Genomic DNA, 15,902 nt, shown 5'->3' on the forward strand with positions numbered 1-15,902 from the left:
GTACCGCTGACAGGGACGCAGGAGCGGCTGTGGTTCCTCGACCAGGCGGGACAGGACGCCGCGGCCTACCTGTGCTGGGCGGGCAACAGGCTCAGGGGGCCGCTGGAGACGGCGGCGCTGCGCGCGGCGCTGGCGGCGGTGGTGGCCAGGCACGAGGCGTTGCGCACCGCCATCGTCGAGGGGCCTTCGGGACGACCCGTCCAGGTCGTGCGCGACCTATCCGAGCTCGATCTCGACGCGCTCCTCGAGCTCGCCTCCGTCCCGCCGCCCTCCGGCGAGGAGGCGGCGCGACGCCTCGCCGACGCCTTCGTGGCCAGGCCGTTCGCGCTGGACAGGCCGCCGCTCATGCGGGCGCTGCTCGTCGAGCTCGCTCCTGACGACCACGTCCTGCTGCTCTGCCTGCACCACATCGTCTGCGACGGCCCCTCCCTCGAGGTGATCCTCGAGGAGGTCCACGCCGCGCTCGCGGGGGAGCGGCAGGACCCGGCTCCTCCCGTGCAGTTCCCCGACTACGCGGCCTGGCTGGCGAGCAGGGGAGGCAAGCGGCTCGAAGCCGACCTGCGCTACTGGCGGCGGCAGCTGACAGGGGCTCCCGCCCTCCTCGACCTGCCCGCCGACAGGCCGAGGCCCCCGGCGCCCAGCGGGCGCGGCGCCAGGCACTCCCTCCCGCTGCCCCGCGAGCTCGCCCTCCGGCTGGTCGAGTTCGCCGGACGGCGCAGGTCGACGCCGTTCATGCTGGTGACGGCCGCGCTCGCGATCATGCTCGCGCGCCACGCCGACCAGGATGACATCGTGATCGGCACGCCCGCCGACAACAGGGACCTGCAGGAGCTCGAACGCTCGGTCGGCATGTACGCCAACACCGTCGCGCTGCGCTTCGGACTCGGCGGCAACCCGACGCTGGCCGAGGTGCTCGACCAGGTCAGGAGGGTGGCCACCGAGGGGCTCGACCACAGGATGGCGCCGTTCGAGGAGGTCGTCGGGCTGGTCGGCGGACGCCGTGACCTCAGCCACAACCCGGTCTTCCAGGTCATGCTGGTGGTCGAGCGGGCGGCTGGCCGGCGGGTCTCCACGGCGGCCGGGCTCACGGTGGACGGCTGGGCGCCGCCCGTCCCTGCCGCGCGGTTCGACCTGACCGTCGTCGCGGTGACCGGCCCCGAGACGTTCGAGCTGCACCTGGACTACGCCAAGGACCTGTTCGACGAGGGCACGGCGGCGGCGATGGCCGAACGGCTCGCGGCGGTGCTGGAGGCGCTGGTCACCGACGAGGACCAGCGCATGTGGCACGTCCCGCTCCCCTCTCCCGAACCACCTGCTCAGCCACCTCGGACGGAGGACGCGCCCTGGGAGTCGGTGGTGGACAGGATCGCCGGCTGGGCGGCCAGGACCCCCGACGCGCCCGCCGTCGTCGGCGAGGAGGGCACGCTCGGCTACGGCGAGCTCCTCGCGCGCGCGGACCTGCTCGCCGACCGGTTACGCACGGTCCTGGCCAAGGGGGAGCCCGACCAGATCGTCGGCATCGTCCTGCCCGCGGGAGCGGAGGCGGTCGTCGCCGTCCTGGCCGTGCTGCGGGCGGGGGCCGCCTACCTCCCCTTGGACCCCAATCATCCGCCCATCAGGCTCGCGGCCCTGCTCGGCGAGGCGTCGGCGGCCGCGGTGATCGTGGCCCCCGGCCTGGAGACGGCGGTAGGCGACTACGACGGCCCCATCCTGCGCTCGGACTCCTCATCGATCGAGACCTCATTGACCGAGACGGCATCGATCGAGACCGCATCGATCGAGATCTCATCGATCGAGATCTCATCGATCGAGATCTCATCGGCCGAGTTCTCTTCGCACCGGCTCGAGACCGCATCGGCCGAGACCTTGTCGGCCGGGCCGGGGACCTCGTTCGCCGGAGGTGGCCGCCCGCAGGAAGCGGGTCCTGATGACCTGGCGTACGTGATCTACACCTCCGGATCCACCGGCGCGCCCAAGGGCGTGATGGTCACCCATGGCACGCTCGACAGGCTCACCCGCTCCTTCGCCGACCTCCACGGATTCGGGCCAGGACAGCGGCTGCTGATGCTGCCCCCGCTGACCTTCGACGCCTCGGTAGGGGACCTGTTCCCAGCCCTCACCACCGGCGCCGCCGTCGTGCCGCACCCCGAGCCCGCCCGTCTCGACGGCGCCGAACTCGTCAGGTTCTGCCGCGAGCACGGCGTCACCGCGGTCGACACGGCCGCCTCGCTGTGGCGACGCTGGGTCGGCGACCTGGCGGCCACGGACGTCCCCGACGACTGGCCGGTGCGGATCATGATGATCGGCGGGGAGGAGGCAAGGGCAGAGGACGTCCGCGCCTGGCAGCGGATCACCGCGGGCCGCTGTGACCTCTACAACCACTACGGACCCACCGAGGCCACGGTCTGCGCCACCGTCCACAGGCTCGGGGGCGGCGACGACCTCGGCGCGCTGTGGCGGGTGCCCATCGGGACCCCGCTGCCCCACGTGACCGCTAGGGTCCTCGACCGACACGGCGGGCTCGCACCCGTGGGCGTGGTGGGCGAGCTGCACCTCGGGGGCGACTGCCTGGCCCGCGGCTATCTCGGCCGCCAGGACCTGACCGCCGACCGCTTCGTACCCGACGCGTACGGCCCGGCGGGCAGCCGCCTCTACCGCACGGGCGACCTGGCCCGCATGAGGCGAGACGGAAGCCTCGAGTTCCGCGGGCGGCGCGACCGGCAGGTGAAGATCCGCGGCCACCGGGTGGAGCCGGCCGAGGTGGAGGCCGCCATCGCCGCCCACCCGGGCATCGCCGACGCCGCCGTGATCGCGAAAGACGACCGCCTGATCGCCTACCTCACCCTCACTCCATCAACGACCCCCACCTCCCCGCCCTCCGCCACCACCCCAACCACCCCGACCACCCCGAGGACCGCGACCGGACCGGCCACCCCGAACCCCCTGGGCATCGCGACGACCCCGGCGATCGCGGTCGAGCTGGGCGGGTCTGTGGCGCCGGAGGGTTCGGCTTCGCCGATCTTCGCGAGCGTGGCGGATGCCGTTGGGAGATCTGGCGGTGCGGGGGAGCGGGAGGGCGGTGTGCTCGAGGAGCTGCGGCGCCGGCTCAGGGGCCGGTTGCCTGGACACCTGCTGCCCTCCCAGCTCATCGTCGTGCCCGCCATCCCGCGGACGGCGCACGGCAAGGTGGACCAGGCCGCGCTCCCGCCCCCCGACCGGCGGACCGGCGAGCACGTGCCGCCCGTGGGCGCCGTCGAGACCGCTCTCGCGCGGGTGTGGGCTCAGGCGCTCCGCGTGCCCGAGGTGGGAAGGACCGACAACTTCTTCGAGCTCGGCGGTCACTCCCTGCTGGCCGCGAGCGTCGTCGCGCAGGCGCGTCGCGTCCTCGGCGTGGAGGTCCCGCTGCGCGCCCTGCTGGAGAGCGCCGACCTGTCCGACCTCGCCGCCCTGATCGAAGGCCACCGCGTGACGGGGGACGACCCCGACCTCACGGCCGAGGCCGTTCTCCCCGCGGACCTCGCGACCCTCGCGAGGACCCGTGAAGTCCTCGCGACGCCGGCGACGAGCCCCTCTGCTGTGCTCGTCACGGGTGCGACCGGCTTCCTCGGCGCGCACCTGGTCGCCCAGCTAGCCGTCCGCACCGATGCCGACCTCCTCTGCCTCGTCAGGGCCTCCGACGAGCGCGAAGCCGCGGCGCGGGTGCTGGACAACCTCCGCTCCCACGGCCTGGAAGCCGACCCCGCCAGGATCGTCGGGGTGCCGGGAGATCTGGCCCAGGAGCGGTACGGCATGACGCCGGACGCCTTCGCCGCGCTCGCCCGCCGTACCGGCGTGGTCTGTCACAACGGCGGCAGGGTGAACTTCGCGGAGAGCTACGCCAGGCTGCGCCCGGTCAACGTCGCCGGCACGGTCGAGGCGATGCGGCTGGCCGCGCTCGGAGGGGCCCGCCTGCACCTGGTCTCCACGCTCGGCGTCTTCCTCGGCGACGCCCACAGGGGCAGGCCGGTCACCGAGCTGGACCCTCCCGACGACCCCGAGGGGCTGGGCAGCGGCTACGACCGGAGCAAATGGGTCGCCGACAGGCTCGCCCGCGAGGGCAGGACGGCGGGCCTGCGGGTGTCGGTGCACAGGCCCGCCAGGGTGAGCGGCGACAGCCGTACGGGAAGGGGCAACGCCGGCGACTACTTCAGCCGCCTGCTGGCCACCTGCGCCGCCCTGGGTGCGGTGCCCGACCTGCCGTTCGAGGAGGATCTCGCGCCCGTCGACTACGTCGCGGCCGGGATCGCGCACCTGGCGGTCACGAGCGAAGCGGACGGCGAGCACCACTACTTCAACGGCGCGACCATCTCCTACGCGGGCATCGCGCGGGCGACGGGCGCCGACCTGGTGCCGTGGGGCCGGTGGAGGTCCGCCGTCCTGGAAGGGGGCGAGCGGCTGCCGCTGGCGCCGTTCGCGGCGACGCTGCCGGAGGAGACGCCGCGCTTCGAGCGCCCGCTGTTCGACTGCGGACGCACCGAGAAGCTCCTGGCGGCGGCGGGCATCACCTGCCCGCCCGCCGACACCGCCCTGCTGGACAGGTATCTGGGCCACCTGGAGGCCGGTCGTGAGTGAGCGCGCGGACGTGATCCGCTTCGCGGGGATCTGGACCGCCTCCCTGCTCTCGGGCGTCGGCTCCAGCCTGACCGCCTTCGTGCTCGGCGTGTGGGTGTACCAGACGACGGGCTCGCCGACCCAGTTCGCGCTGGTCATGCTCTGCGGGCTGCTGCCCGGCATCCTGATCGGCCCGTTCGCGGGGATGGTGGCCGACAGGTTCGACAGGCGGTGGGTGCTGATCGTCACCGACTGCCTCGCCGCGCTGCCCACCGCCGCGGTGGCCGCGCTGGTGAGCGCGGACCTGCTGGAGGTCTGGCACCTGTGCCTCGCGACGGCGATCAGCGCCGCGTGCGGGACCTTCCACGTGACGACCTACCAGGCGATGACCCCGCTGCTGATCCCCGCGAAGCACCTCGGCAGGGCCAACGGCCTCATGCAGCTCACGGCGGCCTCGCAGATCGCCGCGCCGGTGCTGGCCGGAGGGCTCATGGTGGCCATCGGCATGGCGGGGGTGCTGGTCGTGGACCTGGGCACGTTCAGCGTGGCCGTCCTGACGCTGCTGCTGGTCAGGCTGCCCGCGGCCGTCCTGCGGCCCAACCAGGGGAGGGACAGGCCCGCCGTGGGGGCCGACCTCGCGTGGGGGTGGCGGCACCTGCGGGCCAGGCCCGCGCTGATGGGCCTGGTGCTCGTCCAGACCGGGTTCAACTTCGTGTTCGCGGTCGCGGGGGTGCTCGTCCAGCCCCTGATCATGTCGTTCGCCTCGCCCGGCGTGCTCGGCGTGCTGATGTTCGCCGGGGGTGCGGGCATGTTCGCCGGCGGCCTGTTCATGGCGGCGTGGGGCGGGCCCGCCCGTCGGGTCGGCGGGATGGCGCTGTTCATGGCGCTCGGCAGCCTCTTCCTGATGGCCCACGCCCTGCGGCCCTCGCCGCTGCTCGTAGGAGTGGCCGCCGCCGCCTTCCTGTTCACGCTGCCCGTCGTCAACGGGTGCGCGCACACCGTCATGCAGGCCAAGGTCGAGCGGGACGTGCTCGGCAGGGTCCTCGGCACCGCGCACTCGCTGGGCGCGGCGGCCACGCCGATCGCCTACCTGCTGGCCGCCCCACTCGCCGAGTACCTGGCCGCCCCCCTGCTACGGCAGGACGGCGCGCTCGCCGGCAGCCTCGGCGCGCTCGTCGGTGTGGGCGAAGGCAGGGGCATCGCCCTGGTCCTGCTCGCCGACGGCGTGCTGCTGGCCGCGCTGGCCGCCGCCGTCGTCCTCGCCCCCCGGCTTCGCACGCTGGAGAGCGTCCTGCCCGACGCCGCGCCTCAGAGCGTCACCACCGGCTGACCGCACCGCAGAAAGGACCCGTATGCCGCTCGCCCTGCCGCCCGACGAGGCCCGCGCCTTCCTCCAGGGACAGGCGCCCGCCCCGATGCTCGACCTGGTCGGCATGATGGCCTGCCACGCCGTCACCGCCGGGCTGCGCCTGGGCCTGTTCGACGCGCTGGCCGAGGGAGCGCGCGACCTCCCCTGGCTGTCCGCCGAGCTGAAGGCCGACCCCGAGGCGCTGACCCTGCTGCTCGACCTGCTCGTCCGCACCGGATACCTGGAGCGGGACGAACACGGCTACGCCAACAGCGCGGCCTCCGCCGCCTCGCTGTGCACGGGCTCTCCCACCTACTACGGCCACGTCCTGCCGGTGTGGCACGCCATCGTCGGCGAGCTCTGGGACGGCCTGGCCGACGCCGTACGGACGGGCCGCCCGCCCGGCGGCTTCTACCCCTGGCTCGAACAGCGGCCCCGGCTCTCTGCGGCCTTCCACACCCTGCAGGGCGGCCTGGCCTCCTGGCTGGCCGAGGAGGTCGTCGAGCTGGCCGGACCCCTGGAGGGCGCGACCGGCCTGCTCGACCTCGGCGGCGGCCACGGACTCTACAGCGAGGCGTTCTGCCGCGCCCACCCCCGGCTGACGGCCACCGTGGTGGACCTGCCCGGCGCGCTCGAGGACGGCACGGCGCACGAGCGCGTCACCCGCCACGCCGCCGACCTCGCCAAGGAGGGCATCGACGGGGACTACGACGTGGTCCTGCTGTTCAACGTCCTGCACGGCTTCCCCGAGGACGAGGCGAGGGGCCTGCTGGCTCGGGCGGCGGGCGCCGTACGGCAGGGCGGCCGGTTGCTGGTGCTGGAGACCGTGCTCGAGCCCACGGACGAGCACAGGGGAGGGCGGGCGGAGGCGGCGTTCACGGCGGGCTTCTCGCTCAACCTCTGGCACACGCAGGGCGGCGCGGTCCGCTCCGCGCGGACGATCGAGGACTGGCTCGGCGAGGCGGGCTGTGTCGCGCTCGCCCGTCACGAGCTGAGCCGCTCGGCCACGCACACGCTCTTCATCACCACCCCCGCCGGACGGGAGGTGCGCCGATGACGCTCGGATGGAACGACTCCGTGGGGCTCGTCGTCGCCGACGTGGACGACACGCTCGCCCCGCCCTTCCACGACCTCGGCGACGAGCTGGCCGACGAGCTGACCGCCCTGCTGGGCTCGGGGGTCAGGATGCTGCTGGCCAGCGGGGCGGGACTGGAGGGGATCAGGGAGAGAGTGGTCTCCCGCCTGCCCGCCGAGCTGCGGGCAGGCGTCCTGGTCGCGCACTGCAACGGCGCCGAGGTGTACGGCTTCGACGAGCGCGGCGAGCAGCGCGAGCAGGTCATGTTCTCGGTCGTCGACGCGGCCCATCGCGCGACGCTGCGCGGCGCGGTCCACGTCGCCGAGCTGCTCATGAAGGAGTTCGATCTCGTCCATGCCGAGGGCCGGCCGAGCAGGGGCGCCGCGCTGCTCGACGACAGGGGCGTGCAGGTCACCCTCGATCTGAGCGGGCCCGCCGAGCGTGACCCCGTGCTCACCAGGGCCCGCGAGCTGCTGGAGGAGAGCGGGCTCGACGTGGAGGCCCGTCCCGGCGGCGCCTCCGCCGTCGACCTCGTGCTGCCCCACGTGGACAAGGGCCACGCCGTACGCGCGCTGATCGGCTGCGGCCTCGCGGGGCCTGGCGAGGTCGAGGTCTGGGGCGACCAGTTCTCCGTGCGCGGGGGCGGCGCCGACGTGGCCATGGCCATGGCGGTGCCTCAGGGGAGCCGCGTGATCAGCTTCAGGGCCGTGCCGCCGTGCGACGTGCCCGCCGTACCCGGCATGCGGATCTGGCCAGGTCCGCGCCATCTCGACGAAGGCGTCCTCGATCACCTGAGAACAAGGAGAAACCGATGAAGATGGCGCGGTTGTTCGACGACCATGCCCGTGAACCTTTCACGCTCCTCGGCGTGGGACCGATGAGCCCGACCGTGGTGGACGCCTCCATCGAGTGCGCGGCCGAGCACGACGCGCCCATCGTGTTCATCGCCAGCCGCAACCAGGTCGAGGCGCGCGACCTCGGCGGCGGGTACGTCGCGGGGTGGACCTCGAGGGACCTGCGGGAGTACGTGCGTGAGCGGGCCGAGGCTCACGGCCACGCGGGGCCCCTCTACGTGGGGCGCGACCACGGCGGCCCGTGGCAGCGCGACGACGACCACCGGGCGGGCCTCGGCTGGGACGAGGCGATGGACAGCGCGATGCGCTCCTACCGCGAGGACATCGAGGCCGGCTTCGACTACCTGCACATCGACACCGCCAAGGACCCCGCCTTCCCCCGCGGCGTGCCGCTCGACCTGGCCGCCGACCGCGCCGTCCACGTGCTGCGCGAGGTCGAGGCCTTCCGCGCGGGTGGCGGGCATCCCGAGGTGGCCTACGAGGTCAGCCTGGAGGAGGCCAACGGCACCAGCTCCACCCCCGCCGACTTCGCCTACTTCATGGACACGCTGCTGAAGCGCGTCGAGCACCACGGGCTGCCCAGGCCGCTGTTCATGGTCGGCAACACCGGCACACTCACCGGGCTGAGCCAGGCCGGCCGCGTCGACTTCGAGACGGTCGGCGCGCTGGCCGAGACCGCCGCGCGGCACGGGGTCGTGCTGAAGGAGCACAACGCCGACTACCTCCCCTTCGACGACCTGGCCAGGCATCCCGCCGCGGGCATCGGCATGGCCAACGTCGCACCGGAGTTCGGCAGGCTGCAGACCGAGGCGCTGCTGCGCCTGGCGGCGCTGGAGGGCGCCGCCTGCCGCCGCCGCGGCCTGCCGGGCTCGGCCTTCGGCGAGATCCTGACCGACCTCGTCTTCCGCTCCGACCGCTGGCGCAAGTGGGTCCGCTCGGGCGCGGACCTGGCCACCAGCGACGCGGTCGTGCTGGCCAACGGCCACTACTTCGACAGCCACCAGTCCGTACGGCAGGCGCGCGCGGTCCTGATGCGCAACTGCGCCACCATGGGCATCTGCGCCGACCCCGCGGGCTTCGTCCGCCATTCGATCAAGGAGGGGCTGCGCCGCTACCTGTTCGCCTTCGAGCTGACCGGACGCAACCAGGAGCTGTGCGTTGCCTAGCCCCGCCGCCTTCGTCATCCCCTTCTGGTCGGACGGCCGGCCGCACCGGCTGCGCTACCTGCGGGAGGCGCTCGACAGCGTCTGCGCGCAGACCGACCCCGACGTGCTCGCCATCGTCGTCGACGACGGCTCGGACAGCGAGCGCGACCTGGCCGAGCTGGCCGGATGGTCCGAGCGCGACGACCGGCTCATGCTGGTCAGAGCCGCCGACAACAGGGGCCCAGGCCGCTGCCGCAACCTCGGCGTCGCCGCCGCCCAGCGCGCCGGGGCCGAGCTGGTCTGCTTCCTCGACTCCGACGACCTCGCCCACCCCGCCAGGGCCGCGACCGCCCGCGCGATGCTGGCCGCCGACCCCGAGGCCGACGTGGTCTACTCGGGCTTCACGGTGATCGGAGACGACGGGGCCCAGGTGCCGAGGGAGCGCCTGATCAGCGGCATCAGGATCATCATGGACGACATCGACCGGCGCCCGCTGGAGGGCCACGACTGCTGGATCCCCATCGCCGTCGAACGCGACAACCTGACCATCCCCTCCGCGCTCAGCGTCCGCACCTCGCTGGCGGCCGCCGTGCCCTTCCCCGAGCACTGCCGCTTCTTCGAGGACACCCACACGTGGCTGCGCTACTCCGCCCACGGCGCCAAGATCCTGTTCGCGCCCGGCACGCCGTCCCGCTATCGCGTGCCCGACGACACCAAGGGCAGCGAGTCGCGGCTCAGGGCGGGCGGCATCGAGGCGTTCAACAGGCTGAGGGTGGAGGTCACCGCGCCGGGCCTGGCGGAGGCGGTGCGGCTGGCCGTACGGCGGGGCGTCATCGACGAGGCGCGCGGGCTGGCCGTCCGCACCAGGTACCTGCTCAACGTGGCGGCGATGCTGAGGCTCGAGGGCAGCCACGAGACCGCCGACGATCTCGTACGGCAGGCGCGCGAGCTGTCGCCCGCCGACTTCGCCGCCTACCGCGAGCGCTACGAGGTGGACGCGTGAAGGCCTTCGTCTCGCTGTGGTCAGCCGACCCGCTCGACATCGGAGCCGACATCGACCGCGTGGCGGGCCAGGCCGACGGCTTCCACATCGACGTCACCGACGGCCACCTCACCCCGCAACTGCTGTTCGGTCCCGACTTCGTCGCCGCCGTGCGCAAGCGGACCGAGCTGGCGATCGAGGTCCATCTCATGGTCACGGACGCAGACGTCTGGATCGGCCCCTTCCTCGAGGCGGGAGCCGACATCGTGACCGTGCACAGGCGAAGCACCCGCGACCTGCCCGCCACGCTCGCCCGCGTCGCCGACGGCGGCGCCACGCCAGGGCTGGCCGTGGAGACGCGCGAGCAGGTGGGCGACGTCACGGCCCTCGCGGGCGCCTTCGACCGGCTGCTGCTCATGGGCACCGAGATCGGCGTCAAAGGGGCGGAGGTCGACCCCCGCGTCTACGGCCGGATCGGCGAGGCCGTCGCGCTGCGGGAGGGCATGGGCGGCTTCGAGCTCTTCGTGGACGGCGGGATCAGGGAGCACACGGTCGCGCTCATGGCGGCGGCGGGCGCCGACGGCGTGATCCCCGGCAGCCTCGTCTACGGTGCCCCTGACCCCGCCACCCGCCTGTCGTGGCTGCACGGTCTCCGCTGAGCCGCGCCCCTGCTCTCCCGCTCGGAGGCTCAGGCCGAGTCGCGGATCACGAGGTGGGTATCGAGGATCACCACCGGCTGCTCGAGCCGTTCGCCGTTGATGCGGGAGACGAGGAGATGGGCCATCTGGCGGCCCATCGCCTCCGAGGGGTTGTGGACGGTGGTGAGCGCGGGTGAGGAGTGCGCCCCCGCGGGGGAGTCGTCGAAGCCGATCACCGCCACGTCTCCTGGCACGTCTTTACCGCTCTCCTTGAGCACCCTGATCGCGCCCAGCGCCATGGGGTCGGAGGCGGTGAAGACGGCGTCGAGCTCGGGATGCTCGGCCAGCAGCGTGCGCATGGCCGCCATGCCGCTCTCCTCGCTGAAGTCGCTGCCGTAGATCACGATCTCCTGCAGCCCCGTGGCCAGCAGCGCGTCGCGGTAGCCGGCGAGGCGGTCCACGCCCACGCCCATGTCCTGAGGGCCCGCGATCGTGGCGATCCTGCTGCGTCCCTTGGAGACGAGGTACTTCACCGCCTGCCTGGCGCCGCCCCTGTTGTCCATGTCGACGTAGCTGTAGGGCGCCAGGCCGACAGGCCGGCCGCCCAGCACGGTCGGCACGCCCAGCGCCTCGAGCCTGCCGGGCAGCGGATCGGCGCCGTGCAGCGAGATCAGCAGCGCCCCGTCGACGTGCTGCCCCGTGAGGTACTGCTCCAGGCGCTGGTGCTCCTCCTGGGTCTGGGCCATCGCCAGGATGAGCTGCAGCCCCGTCTCGGCCAGCGCCGAGCCGATGCCGCGGATCGTGCCGGCGAAGAACGGCTCGTCGAACAGCCGCTGCTGGGTCTCGGAGACCACCAGCGCGACGGTGTCGGTGCGGCGCGTCACCAGCGTGCGCGCCGCCCTGTTCGGCACGTAGCCCAGCTCCTCGATGGCCTGCAGGACGGCCGTCCTGGCCCTGTCGCTGACCTTCGGCGAGCCGTTGATCACCCGTGACACCGTGCCGCGGCCGACTCCTGCGAGTGCGGCGACCGCCTCCAGCGTTGGGCGCACTGCGGCGTGGCGGTCCCCGTTCATGGATGTCTTCCCCTGTCCCTGAGTGTCAGCGCCTATTCTGCCGGAACGCGCAAGCCACCGGCCTTGATGGTCTCGGCATACCAGAGAGCGCTGTCCTTGGGAATCCTCCGCAGCGTCTCCCTGTCGACGTAGACCAGACCGAAGCGCTTGCCGTAGCCCCACGCCCACTCGAAGTTGTCCATGAGCGACCAGGCGAAGTAGCCGCGCAGCGGCACCCCCGCCATGATCGCGGCATGGCAGGCGCCCAGGTGCGCGTCGAAGTAGGCCAGCCGGTCCCCGTCATGGACGGCGTCCTCGGCGGTGAGCTCGTCGTCGAAGGCGGCGCCGTTCTCCGAGATCACCATCGGGATGGCAGGGTACTCACGGGCCACCCAGGTGAGGATCTCCAGCAGGCCCGAGTCGTCGATCTCCCATCCCATCGAGGTGACAGGGCGTCCGGCGTTGACGAAGGAGACGTGCTCGCTGCCCACCCAAGGCGAGCCCGAGTCGGTCGGCGCCGCGGCCGCCGAGGCCGCGCCGCCCGGCGTGCCCGACACGGTGAAGCGGCTGTAGTAGTTGACCAGCAGCAGGTCGAGCGGCGCGGAGATGATCTCCATGTCGCCGTCCCTGATGAAGTCGAGCCCACCCACCGCGCGCAGGTCCTCGAGGACGTCCTGCGGGTAGCGGCCCTTGAGCAGCGCGTCCAGGAAGAAGCGGTTCTGCAGGCCGTCGATGCGGCGGGCGGCGTCCAGGTCGGCAGGCGAGCCGGTCTCGGGCGTGACCGCGTACAGGTTGACGCAGCCGCCGATCTGCGAGTCCTTGCCCTGCGCCCGCATCGCCCTCACGGCAAGGCCGTGCGCGAGGTTCAGGTGGTGCGCGGCGCGGACGGCCTGTGCGGGCTCGCGTCGCCCAGGCGCGTGCTCGCCCGAGGCGTACCCCAGGAACGCCGCGCACCACGGCTCGTTGACCGTGCTCCAGTGCCGTACGCGGTCGCCGAGCGCGTCGTGCATGGTCGCCGCGTAGTCAGCGAAGCGCAGCGCGGTGTCGCGGGAAGGCCAGCCGCCCGCGTCCTCCAGCGCCTGGGGCAGGTCCCAGTGGTAGAGCGTCAGCCACGGGTCGACGCCGTGGTCGAGCAGCTCGTCGGTCAGGCGGCGGTAGAAGTCGAGGCCCGACTGGTTGATCCGGCCCCTGCCGTCCGGCTGGATCCTCGGCCACGAGACGGAGAACCTGTAGGCCTTGAGCCCGAGCTCGGCCATCAGCTTCACGTCGTCGCGGTAGCGGTTGTAGTGGTCGACCGCCAGGTCGGCGTGCTCGCCGTTCAGCACCCGCCCCGGCCTGGAGACGAAGGTGTCCCAGATCGACGTGCCCCTGCCGTCGGCCGAGACCGCGCCCTCGATCTGGTAGGCCGAGGTGGCGGCTCCCCAGACGAACCCGGTGGGGAAGTCCAGGATGGCCGGTCCGGCCGAGGTCTGAGTCTCCTGCGTGGTCACGCAGCCTCCTCCTTCGTCGGTCGCATGACCGAGCTTCTGTTCTGGTGTCGGACCGCGAGGCGCGGGTTCGGGCGAGGAGCCGCGGTGCCTGCCCCGCTCACGACTTGACCGCGCCGTCCATGAGGCCGCCGATGATCTGCCGGCCGAAGAAGACGAACACGAGCAGCAGCGGGATGATCGACAGGGCGGTGCCCGCGAAGACGAGCACGTAGTTGGTCGAGTACTTCTCGTTCAGCGCCCTGATCGCGACCTGCACGGTCGGGTTGTCGGCGCGCAGGATGATCAACGGCCACAGGAACTCGTTCCAGATCAGCATGAACGTCTGGATCGACAGGACGGCCATGCCAGGCCTCACGGCCGGCACGACGACGTTCCACCAGATGCGCAGGGTGCTCGCGCCGTCGACCCTGGCCGCCTCGATGAGTTCACGAGGTACGGCCTGGCGGGTGTACTGGGTCATCAGGAAGACGCCGAACCCGTTGACGAGGAAGGGCAGGATCACCGCCTGCAGGGTGTTCGTCCAGCCCAGCGTGACCATCATCTGGTAGAGCGGCACGACGCCCATCTGCTGCAGCGGCACCATCATGGTCAGCACCACCGACAGCAGCAGCACGTTGCGCCCGCGGAACTGCAGCGACGCGAACGCGAACCCGGCCAGCGTGGAGATGAGCACCACGGCCGCCGTCACGCTCGCCGTGACGATCACGGAGTTGATGATGCCGGTCAGGAAGTGGGCGTTCTCTGCCTCGAAGACCGCCCTGACGTTCTCCCCGAGATTGCCGCCGGGCAGCAGCGGCGGCGGGATGCTGTGCACGTCGGCGTTCGACCGCGTCGCGATGATGATCATCCAGTAGATCGGGAAGATCGACAGGATCGCGGTGAAGCCGAGCATGACCTTGGTGAGCACCGTGGCCTTGAACACGTCGCCCGCCGCGGGCGTGGGCGCCCTGCGGCGTCGTGCTCCCTGCCTGCTGTGCTGGAGGGTGGTCATCGTGATCTCCCAAGGCCCCGGGTGATGGCGAAGTTGATGAGCGCGGCGACGAGGATCAGCAGGAAGAGGATCCAGGCGGCCGCGGCGGCGTAGCCGTAGTCGAAGTCGCGGAAGGCCTCCTTGACGATGAACATCGCCACCGTCTGGAACTGGCCGACGGTGCCTCCCGTCATGCCGCCGCCACCGAAGATCACCGGCTCGGCGAAGAGCGTGAACCCGCCGATGGTCGACACGATCACGGTGAAGATGATCGTCGGCTTGAGCAGCGGAACCGTGATCGTCCAGAACTGGCGGCGGGGCGTGGCCCCGTCGATCGAGGCCGCCTCGTAGATGTCCTTGGAGATGGTCTGCATCCCGGCGAGGTAGATGATCGCGTTGTAGCCGGTCCAGCGCCAGTCGACCATGGTGGCGATGGCGATCCACGACGACCACTTCTGGTTCTGCCAGTGGATGGGCTCCACGCCCAGCGTGCCGAGCAGCCAGTTCACCAGGCCGTAGTCCCTGGCGTACAGCTGGGTGAAGATGACGCCCACCGCGACCACCGAGGTGACCAGCGGGATCAGCACGCTCAGCCGCAGCACCAGCCGGCCGCGCAGCCGCTTGTTCAGCGCGTTGGCCAGCAGGAGGGCGATCAGCAGCTGCGGCACGGTCGCCAGGACGAAGATGCCCACCGTGTTGCCCACGGAGTTCCAGAACTTGGTGTCGGCGAGCAGCTGGGTGTAGTTCTCCATGCCGATGAAGTCCCTGTCGCCGGCCAGCTGCCACTCGTGCAGCGACACCCACAGGGTGAAGACCAGCGGGAACAGTCCGAACAGGGCGAACAGCACGAAGTACGGCGAGACGAACAGGTAGGGGGTGGCCCGCATGTCCAGCCACGACAGCAGGTGTCGCCTGCCGGACTGGCGGTGCCGATGCGGGCCTGGAGGCACCGGACGGAGCCTGGTGCGGCCCGCGTCAACGTCGAGGCTCATCGCTGTCCCTTTCGTGGGATGGCGGCTGTGATGGTTCGTGAATGGCTTGTCGTGGGGTCGCGGCTGCGGTGGACGGCTTCTCGTGGGATGTGGTGGCCTTCGGGGGAAGACCGCTTCCGCCGCCTCCGTGACGCCGCTCCCGCGGTGGTGTCCGTACTTCGGCGGCTTTCGATCTGGGGCCCGCCCTGGTGGGGCGAGCGGCTTCCAGGAAGCTCGCCTCCGCGAGAGGTGGGCTCCTGCGGCAGGCCGGTCTCCGCAGGAGGCCGGCCTGCCGGCTGTGGGCTCAGGCCGCCACGAGGAGGCCGGTTTCCGTCAGTAGGGCGCCTTCCGCAGGCGGGTGATCTCCGGGGGAGGGGCACCTCGCCTTGCACGGACGGCGGGTCCGGTGGGAAGCGTCTCCGTTGGCGGGCGGTCTCCGTAGGAGGCGCGCCTCGCCTGGCACGGATGGCCGGTCCGGTGGGAAGCGTCTCCGTAGGCGGGCGGTCTCGGTTGGAGGGGCGCCTCGCCTTGCACGGATGGGCGGTTCCCGTGGGAGCGTCTCCGTTCGCGGGCGATCTCCGTGGGAAGCCCGCCTCGCCCTGCCCAGACGGCCGGTTCCCTTGAGGGCGCCTTCCGCAGGCGGTGAGCTCCGTGGGAGGAGCGCCCCGCCTTCATGGACGGACGGTTCCCGTGGGAAGGGTCTTCGCAGGAAGTCGCCTGTCAGGGGATGGCTTGCCCCGGGACTCTTCGTGGGAGGGCGGCCGGAGGCGGTGACTGTGCCCGCTCC

General features: G+C 72.1%; 10 protein-coding genes and 1 pseudogene. 7 read left to right on the top strand and 4 right to left on the bottom strand.

All coding sequences use genetic code 11. The features are described from left to right. Positions 1-12 precede the first annotated feature (12 nt). From ABFX55_RS15270 to ABFX55_RS15300, 7 genes and pseudogenes are all read left to right on the top strand, one after another. Positions 13-4,581, top strand: a pseudogene (locus ABFX55_RS15270) (non-ribosomal peptide synthetase); the annotation flags it as partial. A 22-nt stretch (positions 4,582-4,603) separates the two neighbouring features. Further along, positions 4,604-5,920, top strand: a complete 1,317-nt coding sequence (locus tag ABFX55_RS15275) for an MFS transporter (RefSeq protein WP_346121511.1) — start codon at positions 4,604-4,606, stop codon at positions 5,918-5,920. Positions 5,921-5,942: 22 nt separating this feature from the next. After that, positions 5,943-6,995, top strand: coding sequence for a methyltransferase (locus ABFX55_RS15280; protein WP_346121513.1), 1,053 nt, complete (start codon positions 5,943-5,945; stop codon positions 6,993-6,995). Then, entirely contained in the window at positions 6,992-7,828 is an 837-nt protein-coding gene (locus ABFX55_RS15285) for a Cof-type HAD-IIB family hydrolase (protein ID WP_346121515.1), read from the top strand. Before ABFX55_RS15280 ends, ABFX55_RS15285 begins: the two co-directional genes overlap by 4 nt. Further along, positions 7,825-9,033: a class II D-tagatose-bisphosphate aldolase non-catalytic subunit gene (locus ABFX55_RS15290; RefSeq protein ID WP_346121517.1), complete on the top strand. Its 1,209-nt coding sequence runs from the start codon at positions 7,825-7,827 to the stop codon at positions 9,031-9,033. Before ABFX55_RS15285 ends, ABFX55_RS15290 begins: the two co-directional genes overlap by 4 nt. Continuing rightward, the gene (locus tag ABFX55_RS15295) at positions 9,026-10,015 is read left to right on the top strand and encodes a glycosyltransferase family 2 protein (RefSeq protein ID WP_346121519.1); all 990 of its coding nucleotides are present in this window, start codon (positions 9,026-9,028) and stop codon (positions 10,013-10,015) included. The genes ABFX55_RS15290 and ABFX55_RS15295 overlap by 8 nt, the downstream gene beginning before the upstream one ends. After that, positions 10,012-10,653, top strand: coding sequence for a ribulose-phosphate 3-epimerase (locus ABFX55_RS15300; RefSeq protein WP_346121521.1), 642 nt, complete (start codon positions 10,012-10,014; stop codon positions 10,651-10,653). Before ABFX55_RS15295 ends, ABFX55_RS15300 begins: the two co-directional genes overlap by 4 nt. A gap of 29 nt (positions 10,654-10,682) precedes the next feature. Here ABFX55_RS15300 and ABFX55_RS15305 read toward each other — a convergent pair whose 3' ends face one another. The 4 genes from ABFX55_RS15305 to ABFX55_RS15320 all read right to left on the bottom strand — a co-directional run bounded on the left by ABFX55_RS15305 (position 10,683) and on the right by ABFX55_RS15320 (position 15,136). Continuing rightward, positions 10,683-11,705: a LacI family DNA-binding transcriptional regulator gene (locus ABFX55_RS15305; protein WP_346121523.1), complete on the bottom strand. Its 1,023-nt coding sequence runs from the start codon at positions 11,703-11,705 to the stop codon at positions 10,683-10,685. Between the two features lie 32 nt (positions 11,706-11,737). Next, the gene (locus tag ABFX55_RS15310) at positions 11,738-13,174 is read right to left on the bottom strand and encodes a GH1 family beta-glucosidase (RefSeq protein WP_346121525.1); all 1,437 of its coding nucleotides are present in this window, start codon (positions 13,172-13,174) and stop codon (positions 11,738-11,740) included. A gap of 97 nt (positions 13,175-13,271) precedes the next feature. Beyond that, the gene (locus tag ABFX55_RS15315) at positions 13,272-14,165 is read right to left on the bottom strand and encodes a carbohydrate ABC transporter permease (protein ID WP_346121527.1); all 894 of its coding nucleotides are present in this window, start codon (positions 14,163-14,165) and stop codon (positions 13,272-13,274) included. Beyond that, a complete protein-coding gene (locus tag ABFX55_RS15320; protein WP_346121529.1) occupies positions 14,162-15,136 on the bottom strand; it encodes a carbohydrate ABC transporter permease in 975 nt (324 codons plus the stop codon). The genes ABFX55_RS15315 and ABFX55_RS15320 overlap by 4 nt, the downstream gene beginning before the upstream one ends. Positions 15,137-15,902 lie beyond the last annotated feature (766 nt).

Origin of the sequence: Nonomuraea roseola (assembly GCF_039535395.1) — a bacterium.
GTDB lineage: Bacteria > Actinomycetota > Actinomycetes > Streptosporangiales > Streptosporangiaceae > Nonomuraea > Nonomuraea roseola.

Coding starts and splice junctions, on each gene's coding strand:
- ABFX55_RS15280 (WP_346121513.1), top strand. CDS start 5,943: ATGCCGCTCGCCCTGCCGCCCGACGAGGCCCGCGCCTTCCTCCAGGGA.
- ABFX55_RS15285 (WP_346121515.1), top strand. CDS start 6,992: ATGACGCTCGGATGGAACGACTCCGTGGGGCTCGTCGTCGCCGACGTG.
- ABFX55_RS15290 (WP_346121517.1), top strand. CDS start 7,825: ATGAAGATGGCGCGGTTGTTCGACGACCATGCCCGTGAACCTTTCACG.
- ABFX55_RS15305 (WP_346121523.1), bottom strand. CDS start 11,705: ATGAACGGGGACCGCCACGCCGCAGTGCGCCCAACGCTGGAGGCGGTC.
- ABFX55_RS15315 (WP_346121527.1), bottom strand. CDS start 14,165: ATGACCACCCTCCAGCACAGCAGGCAGGGAGCACGACGCCGCAGGGCG.
- ABFX55_RS15320 (WP_346121529.1), bottom strand. CDS start 15,136: ATGAGCCTCGACGTTGACGCGGGCCGCACCAGGCTCCGTCCGGTGCCT.